We start from the raw sequence: 17735 nt of genomic DNA, 5'->3' as shown, positions 1-17735 counted from the left end.
CGACGGTGCACGGCGGGACGGGGGTCCTCCAGGGGGCCTCCTCGGTGAGGGCCATGGCCGCACCGACCTCGGCGACGGTGGAGTCGGGACCGACGGGCAGGCCCAGGGCGCCGAGGACCCGCAGCAGCGAGGGACCCGAGGCCTCCCGCCAGGTGCCGTACCAGTCCCAGGTCCCGGTGGCCACCCCGTTCGCGTCGGCCAGGCGCCGCAGCAGGTCCATGTCGCTCACAGCAGGTGCCGAGGCATCCACGGTGCCCCCTTCGTCCGGTGTCACTGCCTCCCCCATCCTACTGTCGGGCGTCCGGGCGGACGGCGCGTCCGCCGGTGCGGTGGGACACTGCGGCACAATGGGTGCATGACTCGACCTCTCGACATCCTCCTCACGAGCGAGGAGCCCGTCGCCTCCGTCCTGCGGGTGCTCCAGCTCCAGGAGACCGGGGACGACACCTTCCGGGCCCACTCCCTGCCGCAGATCAGGCGCGTCTACGGCGGACAGGTCATCGCCCAGGCCCTGGTGGCCGCGACGGCCACCCTGGACGAGGCGGACCGTCTCCCCCACTCCCTGCACGCCTATTTCCTGCGGGGCGGCGACCCGGAGATGTCCTTCGACCTCGACGTCGAGCGTCTGAGGGACGGGCGCTCCTTCTCCAGCCGCCGCATCACCTGCCGCCAGGACGAACGCGAGATCCTCGTCATGGTCTGTTCCTTCCAACCCCCCGAGGACGGGCTCGAGTTCGAGATCACCGCTCCCGAGGTCCCCGGACCCGAGGGCCTGCGCTCCGCGCTGGAGATCTTCCGGGCGATGGACCACCCCGTCGGACGCTTCCTCGGCAAGACGACGGCCTTCGACGTGCGCCACGTCCAGCGCGACCTCTACACCAGCGCCGACCGCACCCCCTCGAACCGCCAGCAGCTGTGGATGGCACCACGCAGTCCCATCCCGGAGGAGATCGGCCAACCCGTCCACCGCGCCCTGCTGGCCTACGTCATCGACCAGGTGATGTTCGAACCGGCCATGCGGGCCACCGGGCTGTCCTGGATGACCCCCGGCATGTCGGCGGCCTCCCTGGACCACGCGATGTGGTTCCACCACGACGTCGACATCAACGACTGGCTGCTCTTCGACGGCACGTGCACCGCGGTGAGCAACGGCCGCGTGCTCACCAGCGCCCGGGTGTTCACCCGTGGGGGCGAGCTGGTCGCCGAGGCCAGCCAACAGGGCATGCTGCGCGTCCCCCTGGAGGGTCGCACCGGTTCGGGCCGGTGGGGCTTCGGGGCGGAGGAGGGCGCCGTGGCGGAGGCGGCCCGTGAGATCGACGCCGAGTTGGGCGCCTGACCGGCCCGGACCGCGCGGCGCGGCGCGCCGATAGCATGGCCCCATGTCTGTGCAGGAGTGGTCCCAGGTCCGGTCGGACTCCCTCGGCATGCGCACCTCGGTGACGGTGGCGGTCCCCGAGTCCCGCGAGGGCGCACCCGCCGTCCCCCCGGCGCACGGCTGGCCCGTGCTGTTCCTGCTGCACGGGTTGACCGGCAACCACATGCAGTGGCCGAGCCACCTGGACGTCCAGGAACTGGCGACGGCACGCGGCCTGGTCGTCGTCATGCCCGACGGCCAGCGCTCGTTCTGGGTGGACGCCGTCCACGGCATGGCCTGGGGCACCTGGGTCGGCAGCGAGCTGCCCACGTTGGTGCGCAACACCCTGCGGGTGTCCGACTCCCCGGCCCGCACCACCGTCGGTGGACTCTCGATGGGCGGCTACGGGGCCGTGCGGACCGCCCTCGACCATCCAGGGGTGTTCGGCGCGGCCCTGTCCCTGTCGGGCACGCTCGACCTCACCGAGCCCGCCTTCCAGCGCCGGCACCCCGACCTCTTCGAGCACTACCTCGGTGGGTACGCCGTCGCGGGGGGACCCCACGACCTGGTCTCCCGCATCGCCTCGGGCGAGGGTCGTGACCTGCGGATCTTCGCGTGCTGCGGCACCGGGGACCGTCTCCTGGACCAGAACCACCGTTTCCGTGACGCCGCCCTCGCGGTCGGCACACCGCTGGTCTGGGGGGAGGGCCCGGGGGACCACGACTTCGCCTTCTGGCGCGAGTGGCTCCCCCGGGGCCTGGACGCGACCGGGACGGGCCCGGTCCGGTGACCACCCGGGGAGCGGTCCTGCGCCCCTACCGCCCGGCGGACCGCGACCGGGTCGCACTGGTGTGCACCCTCACGGGTGACGCCGGCGGCGATGCCACCGGGAGGTTCGCGGACGACGGGCTCCTGCCCCACCTCTACGCCCTCCCCCACGTGGACTTCCAGCCCGACCTCGCCACCGTCGTCGAGATCGACGGCGAGGTGCAGGGGTACGTCCTCGGGGTGTCCGACGTCGCGGCCTTCTCCCGGTGGTGGGCGTCCGAGTGGGCACCCGTCCTGCGCCGGCGCTTCCCGGCGCCGGGCTCGTGGCCCGACGCCCAGCGGCAGCTCCTGGAGGGAGCGCTGGACGGCAGCCACCTGTGGTCACCGCTGCGGGTGGACCACCCGGCGGAGTTCCACGTCGACCTGCTCCCGGACGCGCAGGGGCTGGGCCTGGGTCGCGGACTGGTCGAGCGGTTCTGCTCGCAGGTTCGGGCCCGGGGCGCACCCGGCATCGCGATCGGGGTCGACGCCCGCAACACGAACGCCGTGGACTTCTACCGCCACCTGGGCCTCGAGGTCCTGGACACCCGGCGGGAGGACGGCAGACCGGTGGGCCACACCCTGGGACTGCGACTGGTGGGGACGGACTGAGCCGACCTCCCCCACGCAGCCGCCGCGCGTCCGGCACGGCGCGCCTCCCCACCGGCTCCTTCACCCGTGGGGCCCGCCCTCGTCCTGTGGCGGCAGGTCGGCGGTGGCCGCGCAGTAGGCACGACGCAGGTCCTCGGAGGCCATGCGGTGCCCGGCGAGGGAGACGCGCCCGGACCGTGCTCCGTCCCGGTCCTCCGCCCCACTGCCTCCACGCACCCGGTCGTCACCCTGCAGCGCGATGCCCTCCTCGAGCCAGTGCGGTCGTGCCCGGGCCACGAGGTGGACGGGGAGTGCGCCGCGGGCGTTCACGACACGCCACCACGCCACTCCCCCACCCCAACGGGCCATGACGGCACCGACCACGCGCGGTCCCGTCCCGATGAGGGCGGCGATGTCCCCGTAGGTGACCAGGCGGGCAGGGGGCACGCACTCGACGGCACGCAGGACGCGCTCGACGAGGAGGTCATCCATTCCTCCGCCTCCCCTCCGGGTGGTCCTGGCCCGGGAGGGGAGGAATGCGCTCCCCCGTCCCCACGAGGGCGGGACCCTCCCCCTCCCGACACGACGACAGGAGTCTACGGTCCCACCCGGCTCCCGCGGAGCCACCCCACACGCGAGGAGCCGTCCCACACGCGGGGAGCCGCCCCACCCGGGATGGTCGCCTGCGAGGTCGGCCCGACCCACGGACCATACTGGGGGCATCCCGTGCCGGTACGAGCAGGAAGGGGCCATCGGTCACGGAGGGCGCACTGGGAGACCTGTTGATCATCTTCGGCGCCGCGGTCCTGTCCGCCGTCGTCACGCGATTCGTCCCCCGCCAGTTCCTGCCCGACGGCGTCGCACTGATCGCCTTCGGCTCCGTCATCGGTCCGTTCGCCCTGTCCTGGATCACGCCGGGCGAGTCCATCACCATCATGGGCAACATCGGCACCGGGATGATGTTCCTCCTCGCGGGCCACGAGATCGAGCCCCGCAGCCACTTCGGGCGACGGAGCCGTCGCGCGGTCCTCCTGTGGCTGGTGTGCCTGGGTCTGGCCCTGCTGCTGGGACGGGCACTGAGCCTGTTCAGCACCTCCACCGGGGCCACCGCCATCGCCATCGCCCTGGTCGCCACCGCGTTGGGCACCGTCACTCCGATGCTCAAGGCCCGCGGAGTCGGGCCCGGCACCCCGCTGGGGGACGCGGTGCTGCGCAACGGCACGGCGGGCCAGATGGGCGCCCCGATCGCCCTGGCAGTGCTCCTGGGGGTGCGGGGGACGCTCACCTCCGTGCTTGTGCTCGTGGCGTTCCTCTGCCTCGTCGCGGTGCTGTTCGCGGTGCCCGACCTGATCCGCAGGCGGATGGGCTGGCTCGTGCACGCCATCCGGGAGGGGTCCCGGTCGAGCACCCAGACCGACGTCCGCATCGTCATGGTCGTGCTGCTCGGTCTGCTGCTCCTCACCAGCGCCCTGGGTCTCGACTCGATCATGGCGGCCTTCCTCGCCGGGGTCATCGTCAGGGAGGCCTTCCCCGATGAGCACTCCGACCTCGCGGTCCAGCTCCATGCGGTGGCCTTCGGAGTCTTCATCCCCGTCTTCCTCGTGCTCGCGGGGATGAACATCGACCTGGCGGGACTCGTGCGCAGCCCGTGGATCCCCTTCGCCTTCCTCGGGGCCAACCTGCTCGTGCGCGTCCTGCCCGTGGCCCTGTACTCCTGGCGGGTGGACGGGTTCGCGCCGGCCGAGGCCGCACAGATCGGCCTCTACACGGGCATCGGGCTCGGTCTGGTCGCCGCCGTCACCCAGACCGCGGTGCAGGCGGGGGCCATGGAGGCCTCCGACCGTTCCGCCCTCGTCGCCACTGCGTGCATCGCCGTGGTCCTCCACGGCGCACTGGCCCGTGCCCTGTCGCGGCGGGTCCGACCCGGGCAGGGCCCCGCCCCGCAGCAGGGCCCCGCCCCGCAGCAGGGCCCCGCCCGGCAGCGGAACCGCGGCTGAACCGGGAACCCGGCCCCCGCAGAGAGGTCGTTCCGTCCCCCGGCACACCGCGACGCCACCGGCCGCGGCCTCCCCATGCTGGGGACGTGTCCGAGATCGGTGTCCCGTCCCGGCGTGCGGGCCGGGGTCGACGGTTGCGTGCCGCGCTGCAGGATCCCGCCACGCTGCGGGCGTGGACGGTCGACGTCAATGACGGCGTCGTGGCGACCGCCGGCCTGCTGGAGGGGTTCACGCAGGCAGGGGCCTCGGCTGCCAGCCTGGTCACCGCCGGGGTCATCGCCACCTTCGCCGGTGGGATCGCCCTGGGGGGAACACGGTGGGCGGAGATGTCCTCCGAACGGGACGCCCAGCTGAGGCAGCTCCGGGAGGCGGAACGGGGGTCGTACGGGTGCGGCTCGGACGCCACCGACGGCGCCGACGCCACCCACGGCCCGCGCGCCGGGCACGGCACCGACGACGCGGAGGAGGGGGCGCGCCGCGCCCGACTCGCCTCGGCCTGCGTCCGGCGGGGCCTGAGCCCGGACCTGGCGGGACAGGTGGCCGACCAGCTGCTGGCCCACGACCCGGCGGGGTCACGCCTCGAGGCCGACCTCGGCATCCCGGGTGCGATCACGCGCAGCCACGTCATCTGGCAGAGCGTCGACGCGACGGTCGCCTTCGTCCTCGGGTCCCTGCTGCCGCTGCTGATCAGCCTCTTCGTGCCCGGACGGTTCGACAAGTGGGCGACCGTCCTGGTGGTCGTGGCCTCCCTGACGGTCACCTCCGTCGTCGCGGCCCGGCACAACCACGCCCCCGTGTGGCGAACGGTGGCGCGATCGGTGACCGTCGGGGTGGCCTCGGTGGTCGCGAGCTTCCTGGCGGGCACGGTCCTGGACCTCTGAGGTCCGCCGCACCCCCCGGGCCCGGACGGAGGACCCCCGGACGCGGCACGCCTGTGGCGCCACCGCTCCGGGGGTCGGGGCCCTCTGCCCCCGCCGCGTGTCAGGGACTCACGGGCCGGGCGCAGGTCCCGTTCTCAGCCGCGGGTGAGCTTGCGGTGCGTGACCCGGTGCGGGGTCGCGGCATCGATGCCCAGACGCTGGACCTTGTTCTTCTCGTAGGCCTCGAAGTTGCCCTCGAACCAGTACCACTGCGCCGGGTCCTCGTCCGTCCCCTCCCAGGCGAGGATGTGCGTGGCCACGCGGTCCAGGAACCAGCGGTCGTGGGTGACGACCACGGCGCAGCCGGGGAACTGGAGCAGGGCGTTCTCCAGCGACCCGAGCGTCTCCACGTCCAGGTCGTTGGTGGGCTCGTCCAGCAGCAGCAGATTGCCGCCCTGCTTGAGGGTGAGCGCCAGGTTCAGCCTGTTGCGCTCCCCACCGGAGAGCACCCCGGCCGGCTTCTGCTGGTCCGGTCCCTTGAACCCGAAGGCCGAGACGTAGGCGCGCGAGGGCATCTCCACATTGCCCACCTGGATGAAGTCCAGCCCGTCGGACACCACCTCCCACAGGGACTTGTCGGGGTCGATGCCGGCGCGGTTCTGGTCGACGTAGGAGATCTTCACGGTCTCGCCGATGGTGAGCTCGCCACCGTCGAGGGGCTCCAGGCCGACGATCGTCTTGAACAGGGTCGTCTTGCCGACGCCGTTGGGTCCGATGACCCCGACGATGCCGTTGCGCGGCAGGGTGAAGGAGAGCCCGTCGATGAGGGTCCTGTCGCCGAAGCCCTTCCGGAGGTCCTTCGCCTCCAGGACGATGGAGCCCAGACGGGGCCCCGGCGGGATCTGGATCTCGTCGAAGTCGAGCTTGCGGGTGCGCTCGGCCTCGGCGGCCATCTCCTCGTAGCGTTCCAGGCGGGCCTTGGACTTCGCCTGACGCCCCTTGGGGTTGGAGCGCACCCAGTCCAGTTCCTCCTTGAGGCGCTTGGCGAGCTTGGCGTCCTTCTGACCCTGGACCTGGAGACGCTTCTCCTTGGTCTCGAGGTAGGTCGAGTAGTTGCCCTCGTAGGGGTAGAGACGACCCCTGTCCACCTCCGCGATCCACCCGGCCACGTGGTCGAGGAAGTACCGGTCGTGGGTGACCGCGATGACGGCACCGTCGTAGGAGTGCAGGTGCTTCTCCAGCCACTCCACCGACTCGGCGTCCAGGTGGTTGGTGGGCTCGTCCAGGAGCAGGAGGTCGGGGGCCTCGATGAGCAGACGGCACAGGGCAACGCGGCGACGCTCGCCACCGGAGAGGACGGAGACGGGCTGGTCGGCCGGCGGGCAGCGCAGCGCGTCCATGGCCTGCTCGAGCTGGGAGTCGATGTCCCAGGCGCCCAGGGCGTCGATCTCGGTCTGGAGACGTCCCATCTCCTCCATCAGCGCGTCGAAGTCCGCGTCGGGGTCGGCCATCTCCTCGGAGATCCTGTTGAACCGGTCCAGCTTCGCGAAGGTGTCGGCCGCCCCGAGACGCACGTTCTCGATGACCGTCCTGGTGTCGTCGAGCCTGGGCTCCTGCTCCAGGATCCCCACGGTGTAGCCGGGCGAGAGACGTGCCTCCCCGTTGGAGGGCTCGTCCAGGCCCGCCATGATCTTGAGGATCGAGGACTTGCCGGCGCCGTTGGGCCCGACCATGCCGATCTTGGCGCCGGGCAGGAAGGACATGCTGACGTCGTCGAGGATGACCTTGTCGCCGTGGGCCTTGCGGGCCCGGATCATTTGGTAGATGTACTCGGCCACGGTTCTCCGTATCCGTCTCGTGGGGACCTGGTAGGGGCGGGTCGGCGCGCGGTCGCGCGACCGGGACCCGGCATCCCGACAATGCTAGGCCACGCTCCCCCGTGCGGCCATCCGCCCCCGGCGAACCTGTGGGACGGGTCTCCACCCGGTGGTCGCCCGGGGGCCACATGCCGGGCACCATGACGCAGATCACTCCGGGAGGGGCGCAGGGCCCCGACGGGTGTGCGCCCCCGGGGCCGCGACCTGCTCCGTGATCAATCCGGGACCCGCACGAAGGTGCGGATGGCGGCGGGTCACGGTCCCCTCCGGAGGGGTCGTCCACGGGTGCGCCCTCGTCGCCCACCATCCGGTGCCGGGCCGCACGACGCCGCGACATGCCCCCCGGAGGTGGTGCCGATCGGGCGCCGCGTGCTGGTTATACTCCGGGGAACTGCTGCAAGTCGTGAACCTGTCGGACCGTCGGGGACCGCCCTGACGGAGGCGACGACCCCGGGGGAGGCCCGGGGCGTCACCACCACTCGATGATCGGACACCAACCACCGGGAAGGACGGAGGGACCTCAGGCATGCGCACTATTTCAAATTTTGAACCATACGCCGGTCGGCCGACGCCCGCCCCCCTGCTCGTCCGCGTCGCCACCACGGGCTCGACGAACGACCTCGCCCGCCACCTGCAGCGGGACCCACGCATCGACACCCCCCACCTGACCACGGTCGTCGCCGAGCGGCAGAGCGCAGGACGGGGTCGCCTCGGGCGCGCCTGGTACGCCCCGGAGGGACGCTCACTCACCGCCTCCGTCCTCCTCGAGGTCCCCCGCACCGGCGGACTGCAGGGCGCGCTGCCCTGGTTCGCCCTCATCGGGGCGCTCGCCGCCCGGGAGACCCTGCTCGCCCACCTGTCCCCCCTCGGACGCACCGTGGGGGTCAAGTGGCCCAACGACGTCCTGGTCGACGGGTCCCGCAAGATCGCCGGTCTCCTCGCGGAGTTCCTGGGCGTCTCGGACCGCGCGCTCCACGTCGTGGTGGGTCTCGGGGTCAACGTCTCGATGACCGCTGCCGAGCGTCCGACGCCGACGGCCACCTCCCTGTCCCTGGAGGGGGACGACGCGGCCGGGACGGAACCCGGGGAGGTCATCGAGTCACTCCTGCTCGACTGGCTCGATGCCTTCGCCCCACGGGTCGCCGCCCTCGTCGACCACGACGGCGATGCGGTGACCGCAGGCATCCACGGGGCGCTCCTCGCCTGCTGCACGACCCTGGGGCACGAGGTCACCGTGCGTCGACCGGATGACCCGGGCCAAGGGCCGGACGGCACGCCCGTGCCCGCCCCTCCCCCAGTCGGGACCGCCACCGGCATCGGCGCCGACGGAACGCTCACGGTCCTCACCCCCGACGGCACGGAGATCTCGGTCTCCGCGGGCGACGTCGACCCCGTGGCACCCACCTGAGGCCACCGGACCCGCCCCGCACACGTCCATCCACCCCCCACCGAACGAGGTCACCACTTGCGCACCATCAACAGGATCCTGGTCGCCAACCGCGGCGAGATCGCCCTGAGGGTCATCCGCACCGCGATCGACATGGAGATCGGCACGGTCGCCGTCTACGCGGACCAGGACATCGCAGCCCCCTTCGCCCACGAGGCGGACGAGGCCTGGGGCCTCGACGGCACGACCGCCGAGGAGACCTACCTCAATGCCGAGGCCATCCTCACCGTCGCACTGGGGACCGGCGCCGACGCCGTCCACCCCGGGTACGGCTTCCTCTCGGAGGACCCGGACTTCGCACGGGCCGTCGAGGACGCCGGCATCGCCTGGATCGGGCCCTCGGGAGCCGTCATCGAGGCCCTCGGGGACAAGATCCGGGCGCGGCGCGTGGCGGAGTCCTGTGGTGTCGCCCCCGTCCCGGGGGTGTCGGACCCGGTGAGGTCCCGCTCCGCCGTGGAGGAGTTCATCGCGGAGCACGGGTACCCGGTGGTCCTCAAGCGTGCCGACGGGGGCGGGGGCCGCGGCATCTCGGTGCTCAGGGACAGCGGGGACCTCGACCGCTTCTTCTCCCGTCACACCACCCGCGCCACGGGGGCGGACACCACCGGGACGCCGTCCGACCTCCCCGCCGACCTCCCGGTCGCCCTCCCCGAGGGGACGGCGCAGGACCTCGGCCAGTACTTCGTCGAACGCTTCGTCCAGGTGGCCCGCCACGTCGAGACCCAGTGCGCCCGTGACTCGCTGGGCACCTTCCGGGTCGTGTCCACGCGCGACTGCTCCGTCCAGCGTCGCAACCAGAAACTCATCGAGGAGGCGCCCGCACCCTTCCTGCCCGAGGGGGTCCACGACCAACTCGTCGACTCCTCGCGCCGCCTCTTCGAGGCCGTGGGCTACGTCGGGGTGGGCACCTGCGAGTTCCTCCTCGAACCCGACGGCTCGCTCTGGTTCCTCGAGGTCAACCCCCGCCTCCAGGTGGAGCACCCCGTGTCCGAGGAGGTCGCCGGCGTCGACCTCGTGCGCGAGCAGGTCCGCATCGCGGAGGGACTGCCCCTGTCCCCGCCCGCACCCGGGCGCGGGCACTCCCTCGAGTTCCGCATCACCTGCGAGGACCCGGCCCAGGACCTCGTGCCCGTTCCCGGGCGGGTCGAGCGCGTGCGCTGGCCCTCCGGCCCCGGGGTGCGCCTGGAGCTGGGCCTCGCGGAGGGCGACGAGGTCGAGGGCGCCTTCGACTCGATGATCGCCAAGATCATCGTCACCGGTTCCGACCGGGAGGAGGCACTCGCGCGCTCGCGCCGGGCGCTGGGAGAGTTCGCGATCGAGGGCGTGGCGACCCCGGTCCCCCTCTACCGCGACATCCTCGACGATCCCGCCTTCATCGGCGCCGACGGCTTCACCGTCTCCACCAGGTGGCTCGAGGACCAGTTCCTGCCCGGGCACGACCACTCCCCCGGGGAGGGGGCGACCCCACCGCCACCCCCGGTCCCGTCCGTCCCCCGTCAGACCTACGTCATCGAGCTGGACGGGCGCCGCATGACGCTGACCGTGCCCAGTGGCCTCCTGGCCCCCGGGGTCCGCACCCGGCCCGCCCAGCCGCTGCGCTCCCAGCGCCAGGAGCGGACTGCGGCCGGCCCCCTGGGCGGGGCCAGCAGCGACGGCACGATCACCTCGCCGATGCAGGGCATCGTCGTGCAGGTGCCCGTCGAGGTCGGCGCACACGTCGACGAGGGCGACCTGGTGGTCGTCCTGGAGGCCATGAAGATGGAGAAGTACGTCCAGGCCCCCCACCCCGGCACCGTCGTCGAGGTCCTCGCCCCCCAGGGCACCAGCGTCACCCCGGGTGACGCGCTGCTGCGCATCGAGAAGGAGCAGGCATGAGCACCATCCCCCAGATCCTGGACCCCACCGACACCCGCAACCGCGAGGACCACGCGGCGCTGTGCGCCGAGGTCGGCGCGAAGGCGGAGGAACGGGCCGCCGCGCGTCAGCACCCCAAGGGAAAGCTCACGGCGCGCGAACGCATGGAGGCCTTCTTCGACGACGGCGCCTGGACCGAGGTCGGGCAGTTCGTGGGTGGCGACATCCGCGGGGGCGACACGGGGGCGGCCGTGCACACGGGGTACGGCAAGGTGCAGGGCCGCATGGTCGCGGCCTACGCCCAGGACTTCTCGAACCGGGGCGGGACCCTGGGACGCGTCGAGGGGGACAAGATCATCGCCCTGTACGACACGGCGATCCGCCTGCGCATCCCGGTGGTGGGCATGCAGGACTCCGGCGGGGCCCGCATCCAGGAGGGGGTCGTGGCCCTGTCCCAGTACGGGCGCATCTTCCGCAAGTCCTGCCAGGCCTCGGGACTGGTCCCCCAGATCTCACTGATCCTGGGCCCCTGCGCGGGGGGCGCCGTCTACTCCCCGGCACTGACGGACTTCATCATCATGACCCGCGACCACTCCCACATGTTCGTCACCGGACCGGACGTGGTGCGCGCGACCACCGGCGAGGACGTCTCCTTCGAGGAGCTGGGCGGTGCGGCCATGCACAACTTCCACTCCGGGGTCGCCCACTACCTGGCGGAGACCGAGCAGGAGGCCATCGACTACGTCCGCTCCCTGCTGGACTACCTGCCCTCCAGCTGTGAGTCCCCGGCCCCGCGCTACGACTACGAGGCCGACGCCCAGGACCTGGCGGCCGCCCGGGCGGTCGGTGACCTCGTCCCCACCTCGGCACGACGCCCCTACGACGTCGTCGAGGTCGTCCAGCACCTCGTGGACCACGGCGAGTTCGTGGAGGTCCAGCAGCTCTTCGCGCCGCGCATCGTCGTCGGTCTCGCCTGCCTCGAGGGCCGCCCCGTCGGCATCGTCGCGAACCAGCCGATGGTCGACGCGGGCACCCTCGACGTCGACGCCTCGGAGAAGGCCGCCCGGTTCGTCCGCTTCTGCGATGCCTTCGGACTGCCGATCGTCACCCTGGTCGACGTGCCCGGCTACCGCCCCGGGACCCAGCAGGAGCAGGCGGGGATCATCCGGCGCGGGGCCAAGCTCATCAGCGCCTACGCCAACGCCACCGTCCCCATGGTGACGGTGGACCTGCGCAAGGCCTACGGCGGTGCCTACATCGTCATGGGGTCGAAGTCGATCGGCGCGGACCTGGCCTTCGCCTGGCCCGACGCGGAGATCGCCGTGATGGGGGCCGAGGGCGCGGTCTCGATCATGTACCGCCGCGAACTCGCCGCAGCCGCGGCGGAGGGCCGCGACGTCGAGGCCGAACGCACCCGCCTCGTGGAGGAGTACCGCGCGTCCACCGTCAACCCGGACCTGTCGGTGCGCACCGGGGAACTGGACGGCATCATCACGCCCTCCCGCACCCGCCGGGTCCTCGTCGACTCCCTGGAACTCCTGCGTTCCAAGGACCAGAGCTGTCCCCACCTCAAACGGCACGACAACGGGCCCCTGTGAGCCCCGCCGCCGACCCCCACGACCCCCGTCCCCCGCAGAAACGAGACCGTTCCATGACCACCACCCCCGCCTTCCTCACCGAACTGGCACAGACCCCCTACGCACTGCTCTTCGCCGGCCAGGCCACCCCGTGGCGAGCCGCCCTCGACGAGGCCGCCACCGACACCACCCTGGCGACCCCCCTCGCAGGGGTCCTGGAGGCGGGCGACCGGCTGCTGTCACCCGTGCGCATGGACCTGGCCACCCTCGGGGCGGCCTCGCTGGACCTGGGGCTGTCGCCGACGGGCGCCGAGGAGGACGCCCCCCGGACGTCGCGCAGCGGAGGGCGCGGGCGGAGGCGCGGGCGACCGCTCCCCCGCACTCTCGGTGCCCGGGATCGTGCTCGCCCAGTACGCCACACTCCTCTCGCTGGCCCTGGACGGCCTGGACACCCGCACCCACCCCCCGGTGGCCGTGGAGGGTCACTCCCAGGGTGTCCTCGGCGTCGAACTGCAGCGGGCCTGGCAGGCAGGGGACCGTGCGGGCACCGAGGCCGTCGTGGCGCTCGCGCGCCTGATCGGGGCGGCCACCACGCGCGAGACCCGCCGCCTGGGGATCCACGCGGTGGACGGGGCGACGGTCATGGTGTCGGTGCGCCGCCTGCCCGAGGAGGTCCTCCGCGCCGTCGTCGACGGACACGACGGACTCTCCCACCCCGTCTCCATCGGCGTGCGCAACGACCGCCGGACCCACGTCCTGTCCGGCCACCCCGAGGACCTCGCGCTCGTCGTCGCCGCCGTCGAGGAGGTGGCGCGCCGCGACCGGGCCGACCACGCCGCCCACCGCAAGGGCGGGGCGGTCCTCTCCCCGGTGTGCGAGTTCCTGCCCGTGGACGCGCCCTTCCACTCCGAGCTCCTCGAGGGGGCGCTCCGCCAGACCCTCGAGTGGGCCCACGCCTGCGGGATGGACGCCGGGTGGGCCGAGCGCCTGGCCCGCGGCGTGCTCACGGACCACGTGGACTGGCCCGCCCAGGTGGGCGACGCGGTCGCACGTGGTGCCCACTGGCTCATCGACGTCGGTCCCGGGGCGACCCTGACCCGCATGACCCGTCTGGTCCTGGAGGGGACCGGCGTCGGCGTGACCTCGGCGGGGACCCAGGAGGACCGTGACCGGCTCTCCACCCCCGGTTTCCGCCCCCCGGCCCCCTCGGACTGGACCGGCCTCGCCCCCCGCCTGGTGACCCTCCCCGACGGGACGACGGTGGTCGACACCGCCTTCTCGCGACTGACGGGGCGCTCGCCGGTGCTGCTGGCCGGCATGACGCCGACCACCGTGGATCCCGAGATCGTCGCCGCGGCCGCCAACGCCGGCCACTGGGCGGAGCTGGCCGGGGGCGGCCAGGTGACCGAGGACGTCTATGCCGGGAACCTCGCCGGTCTGCGGGAGATGCTGGAGCCCGGACGCACCGCCGAGTTCAACTCGATGTTCATGGACCGCTACCTCTGGAACCTCCAGTTCGGCACCCAGAGGATCGTCTCCCGTTCCCGCGCCTCCGGCGCCCCCCTGGACGGCGTGGTGGTCTCGGCGGGCATCCCCGAGCTCGACGAGGCCGGTGACCTGATCGCGGAGCTGCAGGCCGACGGCTTCCCCTACGTCGCCTTCAAGCCCGGCACCGTCGACCAGATCCTGCGCACCGTCGACATCGCCCGTTCGGTGCCGGACACCTCGGTCGTCATCCACGTCGAGGACGGCCACGCCGGGGGCCACCACTCCTGGGAGGACCTCGACGACCTCCTCCTGGCCACCTACGCCACGGTCCGTGCGACCCCCAACATGGTCCTCTGCGTCGGGGGCGGCATCGGGACACCCGAGCGCGCCGCCGACTACCTCTCCGGCCAGTGGTCCCTGCGCCACGACCGACCGGCCATGCCCGTGGACGGGGTCCTCGTCGGCACCGCCGCGATGACCGTGAAGGAGGCACGGACCACCCCCGAGGTCAAGCAGGTCCTGGTCGACACACCCGGCGTGGACGGACACGACGGGCTCGGCGGGTGGATCGCCCAGGGCACCGTCCGCGGCGGGGTCACCTCGGGTCTGTCCCACCTGCGCGCCGACATGCACGAGGTCGACAACGCCGCCGCGGCCGCCGCCCGGCTCATCGCCGAGATCGGCGGGGACGCGGCCGCCGTGCGCGCCCGCAGGGACGAGGTGGTCGAGGCACTGGCCCGCACCTCCAAGCCCTACTTCGGTGACCTGGAGTCCATGACCTACGCCCAGTGGGTGCGCCACTTCGCCGACCTGTCCTACCCCTGGGTGGACCCGACCTGGACCATGCGCTACCACGACCTCCTCCAGAGGGTCGAGGCCCGCCTGTCCCCCGTGGACCACGGGGACGTCCCCACCCTCTTCCCCACCCCGGCGGACGTGGAGGACGCACCGGCCGCCGCCGAGCGGCTCATCGCCGCCCTCCCGGGCGCGGAGACCACCGAGGTCACACCCATCGACGCAGCCTGGTTCCCCACCCTGTGCCGCTCGTACCCCAAGCCGATGCCGTTCGTGCCCGTGCTGGACGACGACCTCCTGCGCTGGTGGGGCCAGGACGGACTGTGGCAGGCCCAGGACGAGCGCTACCCCGCCGACTCCGTGCGCATCATCCCCGGTCCGGTGTCCGTGGCCGGCATCGACCGGGTCGACGAGCCGGTCGGCGAGCTCCTCGGACGTTTCGAGCGTGCAGCCGTGGAGCGCCTCGAACAGGCAGGGACGCCCTCGTCCCCCGTCTTCGCACGACTCGGGACGGACCGTCCCTCCTCCTCGGCGGAGGAGTTCCTGCGCGCCGTCCCCCACGTCATGTGGACGGGCCACCTCATCACGAACCCCGCAGCGGTCCTCCCGGCGGAGCGCGTGGAGGTCCTCGACCACCCCGGCGGGGACGGGACCCCGGGCGCGGACCTCGTCATCCACCTGGACACCCTGTGGGACGACGACCCGGTCGGCGCTGCGAACCACGCCGTGCGCCGCCTGGTGTTCCCGCTGTCGCTGCCGGCGAGCACCTCCTCCGGCGCAGTGCCCGTCATCGACGAGGCCCGCCTGCCCGAGCACATGTACGCCCTGCTCGCGGGCACCGCGGGGGTCGGGTCCACCAGCGTGGGCGGGGACCGCATCGAGGCCCTGCCGACCATGGTGCCCTCCGAGGACTCCGAGTTCGGGGAGGCCCACTACGTCTTCACCCTCGCCGACCACCTCGGCACGGACCACGCCGGTGTCACCGCGGACGCCCTGCCCGAGGAGCTGTCGCCGGCCCCCTGGGTGCCCGATGCGCTGCTCGGCCCGGCCTGGCCCGCCATCTACGCCGCACTCGGCTCCGCCGTCCACGACGACTACCCCGTCATCGAGGGGCTGCTGAACGCCGTCCACCTCGACCACACCATCGAGCTGCGGGAGACCCCCGAGCAGCTGCTCGCCCGCGGGGTGGACAGCATCGAGGTCGTCTCCCGTGTGGCCGACGTCGAGGAGTCCTCCTCGGGTCGCATCGTCACCGTGGCGCTGGACCTGTTCGCCGGGGAGGAGCAGGTGGGCTCCACCCAGGAGCGCTTCGCCATCCGCGGTCGGGCCACGGGTGACACCCCGCCCGCCGATCCCCCGGTCGCCGGCGGTGCCCCGCGCGACGTGCGCGACACCCCCCGTTCCCTCCTGCGCAGGGTGCGCGTGAGGGCACCCCACGACATGACGCCCTTCGCGATCGTGTCGGGGGACTTCAACCCGATCCACACCTCCGTCGCCGCGGCGAGGGTCGCCGGCATGGACGCCCCCCTGGTGCACGGGATGTGGCTCTCCGCCACGGCCCAGCACGCGGCGTGCGCCTCCGTGTCCGGCGAACGCCACCCGGTGCTGCGGGGGTGGACCTACAACATGTTCGGACCCGTCGACCTCGACTCCGAGGTCGAGATCAGCGTCGAACGTGTCGGACGCGTGGCGGGGGGCGGGCTGGCCCTGGAGGTCACCTGCCGCATCGACCACGAGATCGTCTCGCGGGCGACCGCCACGACCCTCCCCCCGCGCACCGCCTACGTCTACCCCGGCCAGGGCATCCAGGCCAGGGGGATGGGGCTCGACGAGCGTGCCAAGTCCCCGGCCGTGGACGACATCTGGACGCGGGCCGACCGGCACACGCGCGAGGCACTGGGCTTCTCGATCCTGGCGATCGTGCGTGACAACCCCGTGGAGATCACCGCACGGGGTGTCACCTACCGCCATCCCGAAGGGGTCCTCAACCTCACGCAGTTCACCCAGGTGGCTCTGGCCACCCTGGCCTTCGCCCAGACCGAACGCCTGCGCGAGGCGGGCGCGGCGGTGGACGGAGCCTGCTTCGCCGGCCACTCCCTGGGCGAGTACGACGCACTGTCCGCCTACGCCCAGGTCTTCCCGCTGGAGACGGTCCTCGAGCTGGTCTTCCACCGAGGGCGCACCATGCACGGCCTGGTGGAGCGCGACGCGCGGGGACGCTCGAACTACCGCATGGGTGCCCTGCGCCCCAACCAGTTCGGCGTCGGTGACGCGGACGTGGTCGACTACGTGGCGGGTGTGGCGCAGGAGTCCGGTGAGTTCCTGGAGATCGTCAACTTCAACCTGGCCGGCCAGCAGTATGCGGTCGCCGGCACGATCGCGGGGCTCGACGCCCTGGCCGCGGACGCCCGCGCGCGGGCCGAGGCGGCGGGGGGACGCAACCCCTTCATGTTCGTCCCCGGCATCGACGTGCCCTTCCACTCGACCGTGCTGCGTCGCGGCGTGCCGGAGTTCCGCGAGAAGCTCGAGGAACGGGTCCCCCACGACATCGACCCGGCCACGATGGTGGGTCGCTACGTGCCCAACCTGGTGGCCCGGCCCTTCGAGCTCAGCCGCGACTTCGTGCGCGCGGTCCTCGACGTGGTGCCCTCCGGGGCCCTGGAACCCCTGGCCACGTCCGACGAGGCCTGGCAGGCGGCTGCGGCGAACCCGTCGGAGCTCACGCGGTTGCTGCTCATCGAGCTGCTGTCCTGGCAGTTCGCCTCCCCGGTCCGCTGGATCGAGACCCAGGCCGTGCTCTTCTCCGAACCGGACCACGGCGGGGTGGGCGTGGAGGAGGTCGTCGAGATCGGACTCGGCGCCTCCCCGACTCTGGCCAACCTCGCCGACCGCACCCTGCGCCAGCCGACCTTCGCGGGCCGACGGGTGACGGTGCGCAACGTCCAGCGGGACGAGGCGCGCGTGTACCACACGGACGTCGCAGTGGTGGACGCCCCCGAGGAGGAGGAGGACGAGGTGGCCGCGCCCGCCCCCGGCTCCGCCTCCGGGTCCGCCTCCGGGTCCGGGGCGACCGGCGGGACGCCCGCCG

At 72.8% G+C, this 17735-nt stretch carries 11 protein-coding genes and 1 pseudogene; 9 read left to right on the top strand and 3 right to left on the bottom strand.

Annotated elements, in window-relative coordinates; all coding sequences use genetic code 11:
• Positions 1–274 (bottom strand): annotated as a pseudogene (locus TA90_RS07980) (4-alpha-glucanotransferase); the annotation flags it as partial.
• Positions 275–355: 81 nt separating this feature from the next.
• On the opposite strand from TA90_RS07980, the gene TA90_RS07975 reads away from it, so the two are divergent.
• From TA90_RS07975 to TA90_RS07965, 3 genes are read left to right on the top strand one after another with little or no spacing between them, the layout of a single operon-like run.
• A complete protein-coding gene (locus TA90_RS07975) occupies positions 356–1336 on the top strand; it encodes an acyl-CoA thioesterase (RefSeq protein WP_052450654.1) in 981 nt (326 codons plus the stop codon).
• A gap of 43 nt (positions 1337–1379) precedes the next feature.
• Positions 1380–2144 (top strand): alpha/beta hydrolase, encoded by a 765-nt coding sequence (locus TA90_RS07970; protein ID WP_052450653.1) that lies wholly within the window; start codon positions 1380–1382, stop codon positions 2142–2144.
• The gene (locus TA90_RS07965; RefSeq protein ID WP_043535652.1) at positions 2141–2773 is read left to right on the top strand and encodes a GNAT family N-acetyltransferase; all 633 of its coding nucleotides are present in this window, start codon (positions 2141–2143) and stop codon (positions 2771–2773) included. The genes TA90_RS07970 and TA90_RS07965 overlap by 4 nt, the downstream gene beginning before the upstream one ends.
• Positions 2774–2833: 60 nt before the next feature.
• On the opposite strand, the gene TA90_RS07960 is transcribed toward TA90_RS07965, so the two are convergent.
• Complete coding sequence (locus tag TA90_RS07960) at positions 2834–3244, bottom strand: MGMT family protein (protein WP_074015352.1); 411 nt, start codon at positions 3242–3244, stop codon at positions 2834–2836.
• A 290-nt stretch (positions 3245–3534) separates the two neighbouring features.
• Between TA90_RS07960 and TA90_RS07955 the strand changes: the two genes are divergently transcribed.
• Both TA90_RS07955 and TA90_RS07950 read left to right on the top strand, forming a co-directional pair.
• Positions 3535–4749, top strand: coding sequence for a cation:proton antiporter (locus TA90_RS07955; RefSeq protein WP_052450652.1), 1215 nt, complete (start codon positions 3535–3537; stop codon positions 4747–4749).
• A gap of 86 nt (positions 4750–4835) precedes the next feature.
• Complete coding sequence (locus TA90_RS07950; RefSeq protein WP_043535650.1) at positions 4836–5630, top strand: VIT1/CCC1 transporter family protein; 795 nt, start codon at positions 4836–4838, stop codon at positions 5628–5630.
• 134 nt (positions 5631–5764) lie between these two features.
• Here TA90_RS07950 and ettA read toward each other — a convergent pair whose 3' ends face one another.
• Positions 5765–7447 (bottom strand): energy-dependent translational throttle protein EttA, encoded by a 1683-nt coding sequence (gene ettA / locus TA90_RS07945; RefSeq protein ID WP_043535648.1) that lies wholly within the window; start codon positions 7445–7447, stop codon positions 5765–5767.
• 565 nt (positions 7448–8012) lie between these two features.
• On the opposite strand from ettA, the gene TA90_RS07940 reads away from it, so the two are divergent.
• The 4 genes from TA90_RS07940 to TA90_RS07925 all read left to right on the top strand — a co-directional run.
• Entirely contained in the window at positions 8013–8894 is an 882-nt protein-coding gene (locus tag TA90_RS07940) for a biotin--[acetyl-CoA-carboxylase] ligase (RefSeq protein WP_052450651.1), read from the top strand.
• 57 nt (positions 8895–8951) lie between these two features.
• Positions 8952–10808, top strand: a complete 1857-nt coding sequence (locus TA90_RS07935) for an ATP-binding protein (RefSeq protein ID WP_043535646.1) — start codon at positions 8952–8954, stop codon at positions 10806–10808.
• Entirely contained in the window at positions 10805–12385 is a 1581-nt protein-coding gene (locus TA90_RS07930; protein ID WP_043535644.1) for an acyl-CoA carboxylase subunit beta, read from the top strand. Before TA90_RS07935 ends, TA90_RS07930 begins: the two co-directional genes overlap by 4 nt.
• Positions 12386–12751: 366 nt before the next feature.
• Positions 12752–17735: fatty acid synthase subunit beta domain-containing protein (locus TA90_RS07925; RefSeq protein WP_231550703.1), on the top strand; the 4984-nt coding region annotated here is incomplete at its 3' end.

It is taken from the genome of Actinomyces polynesiensis, from assembly GCF_000820725.1.
Lineage (GTDB): Bacteria > Actinomycetota > Actinomycetes > Actinomycetales > Actinomycetaceae > Pauljensenia > Pauljensenia polynesiensis.
The sequence above is the reverse complement of the archived record's forward strand: the minus strand, read 5'-3'. Positions and strand labels throughout refer to the sequence as shown.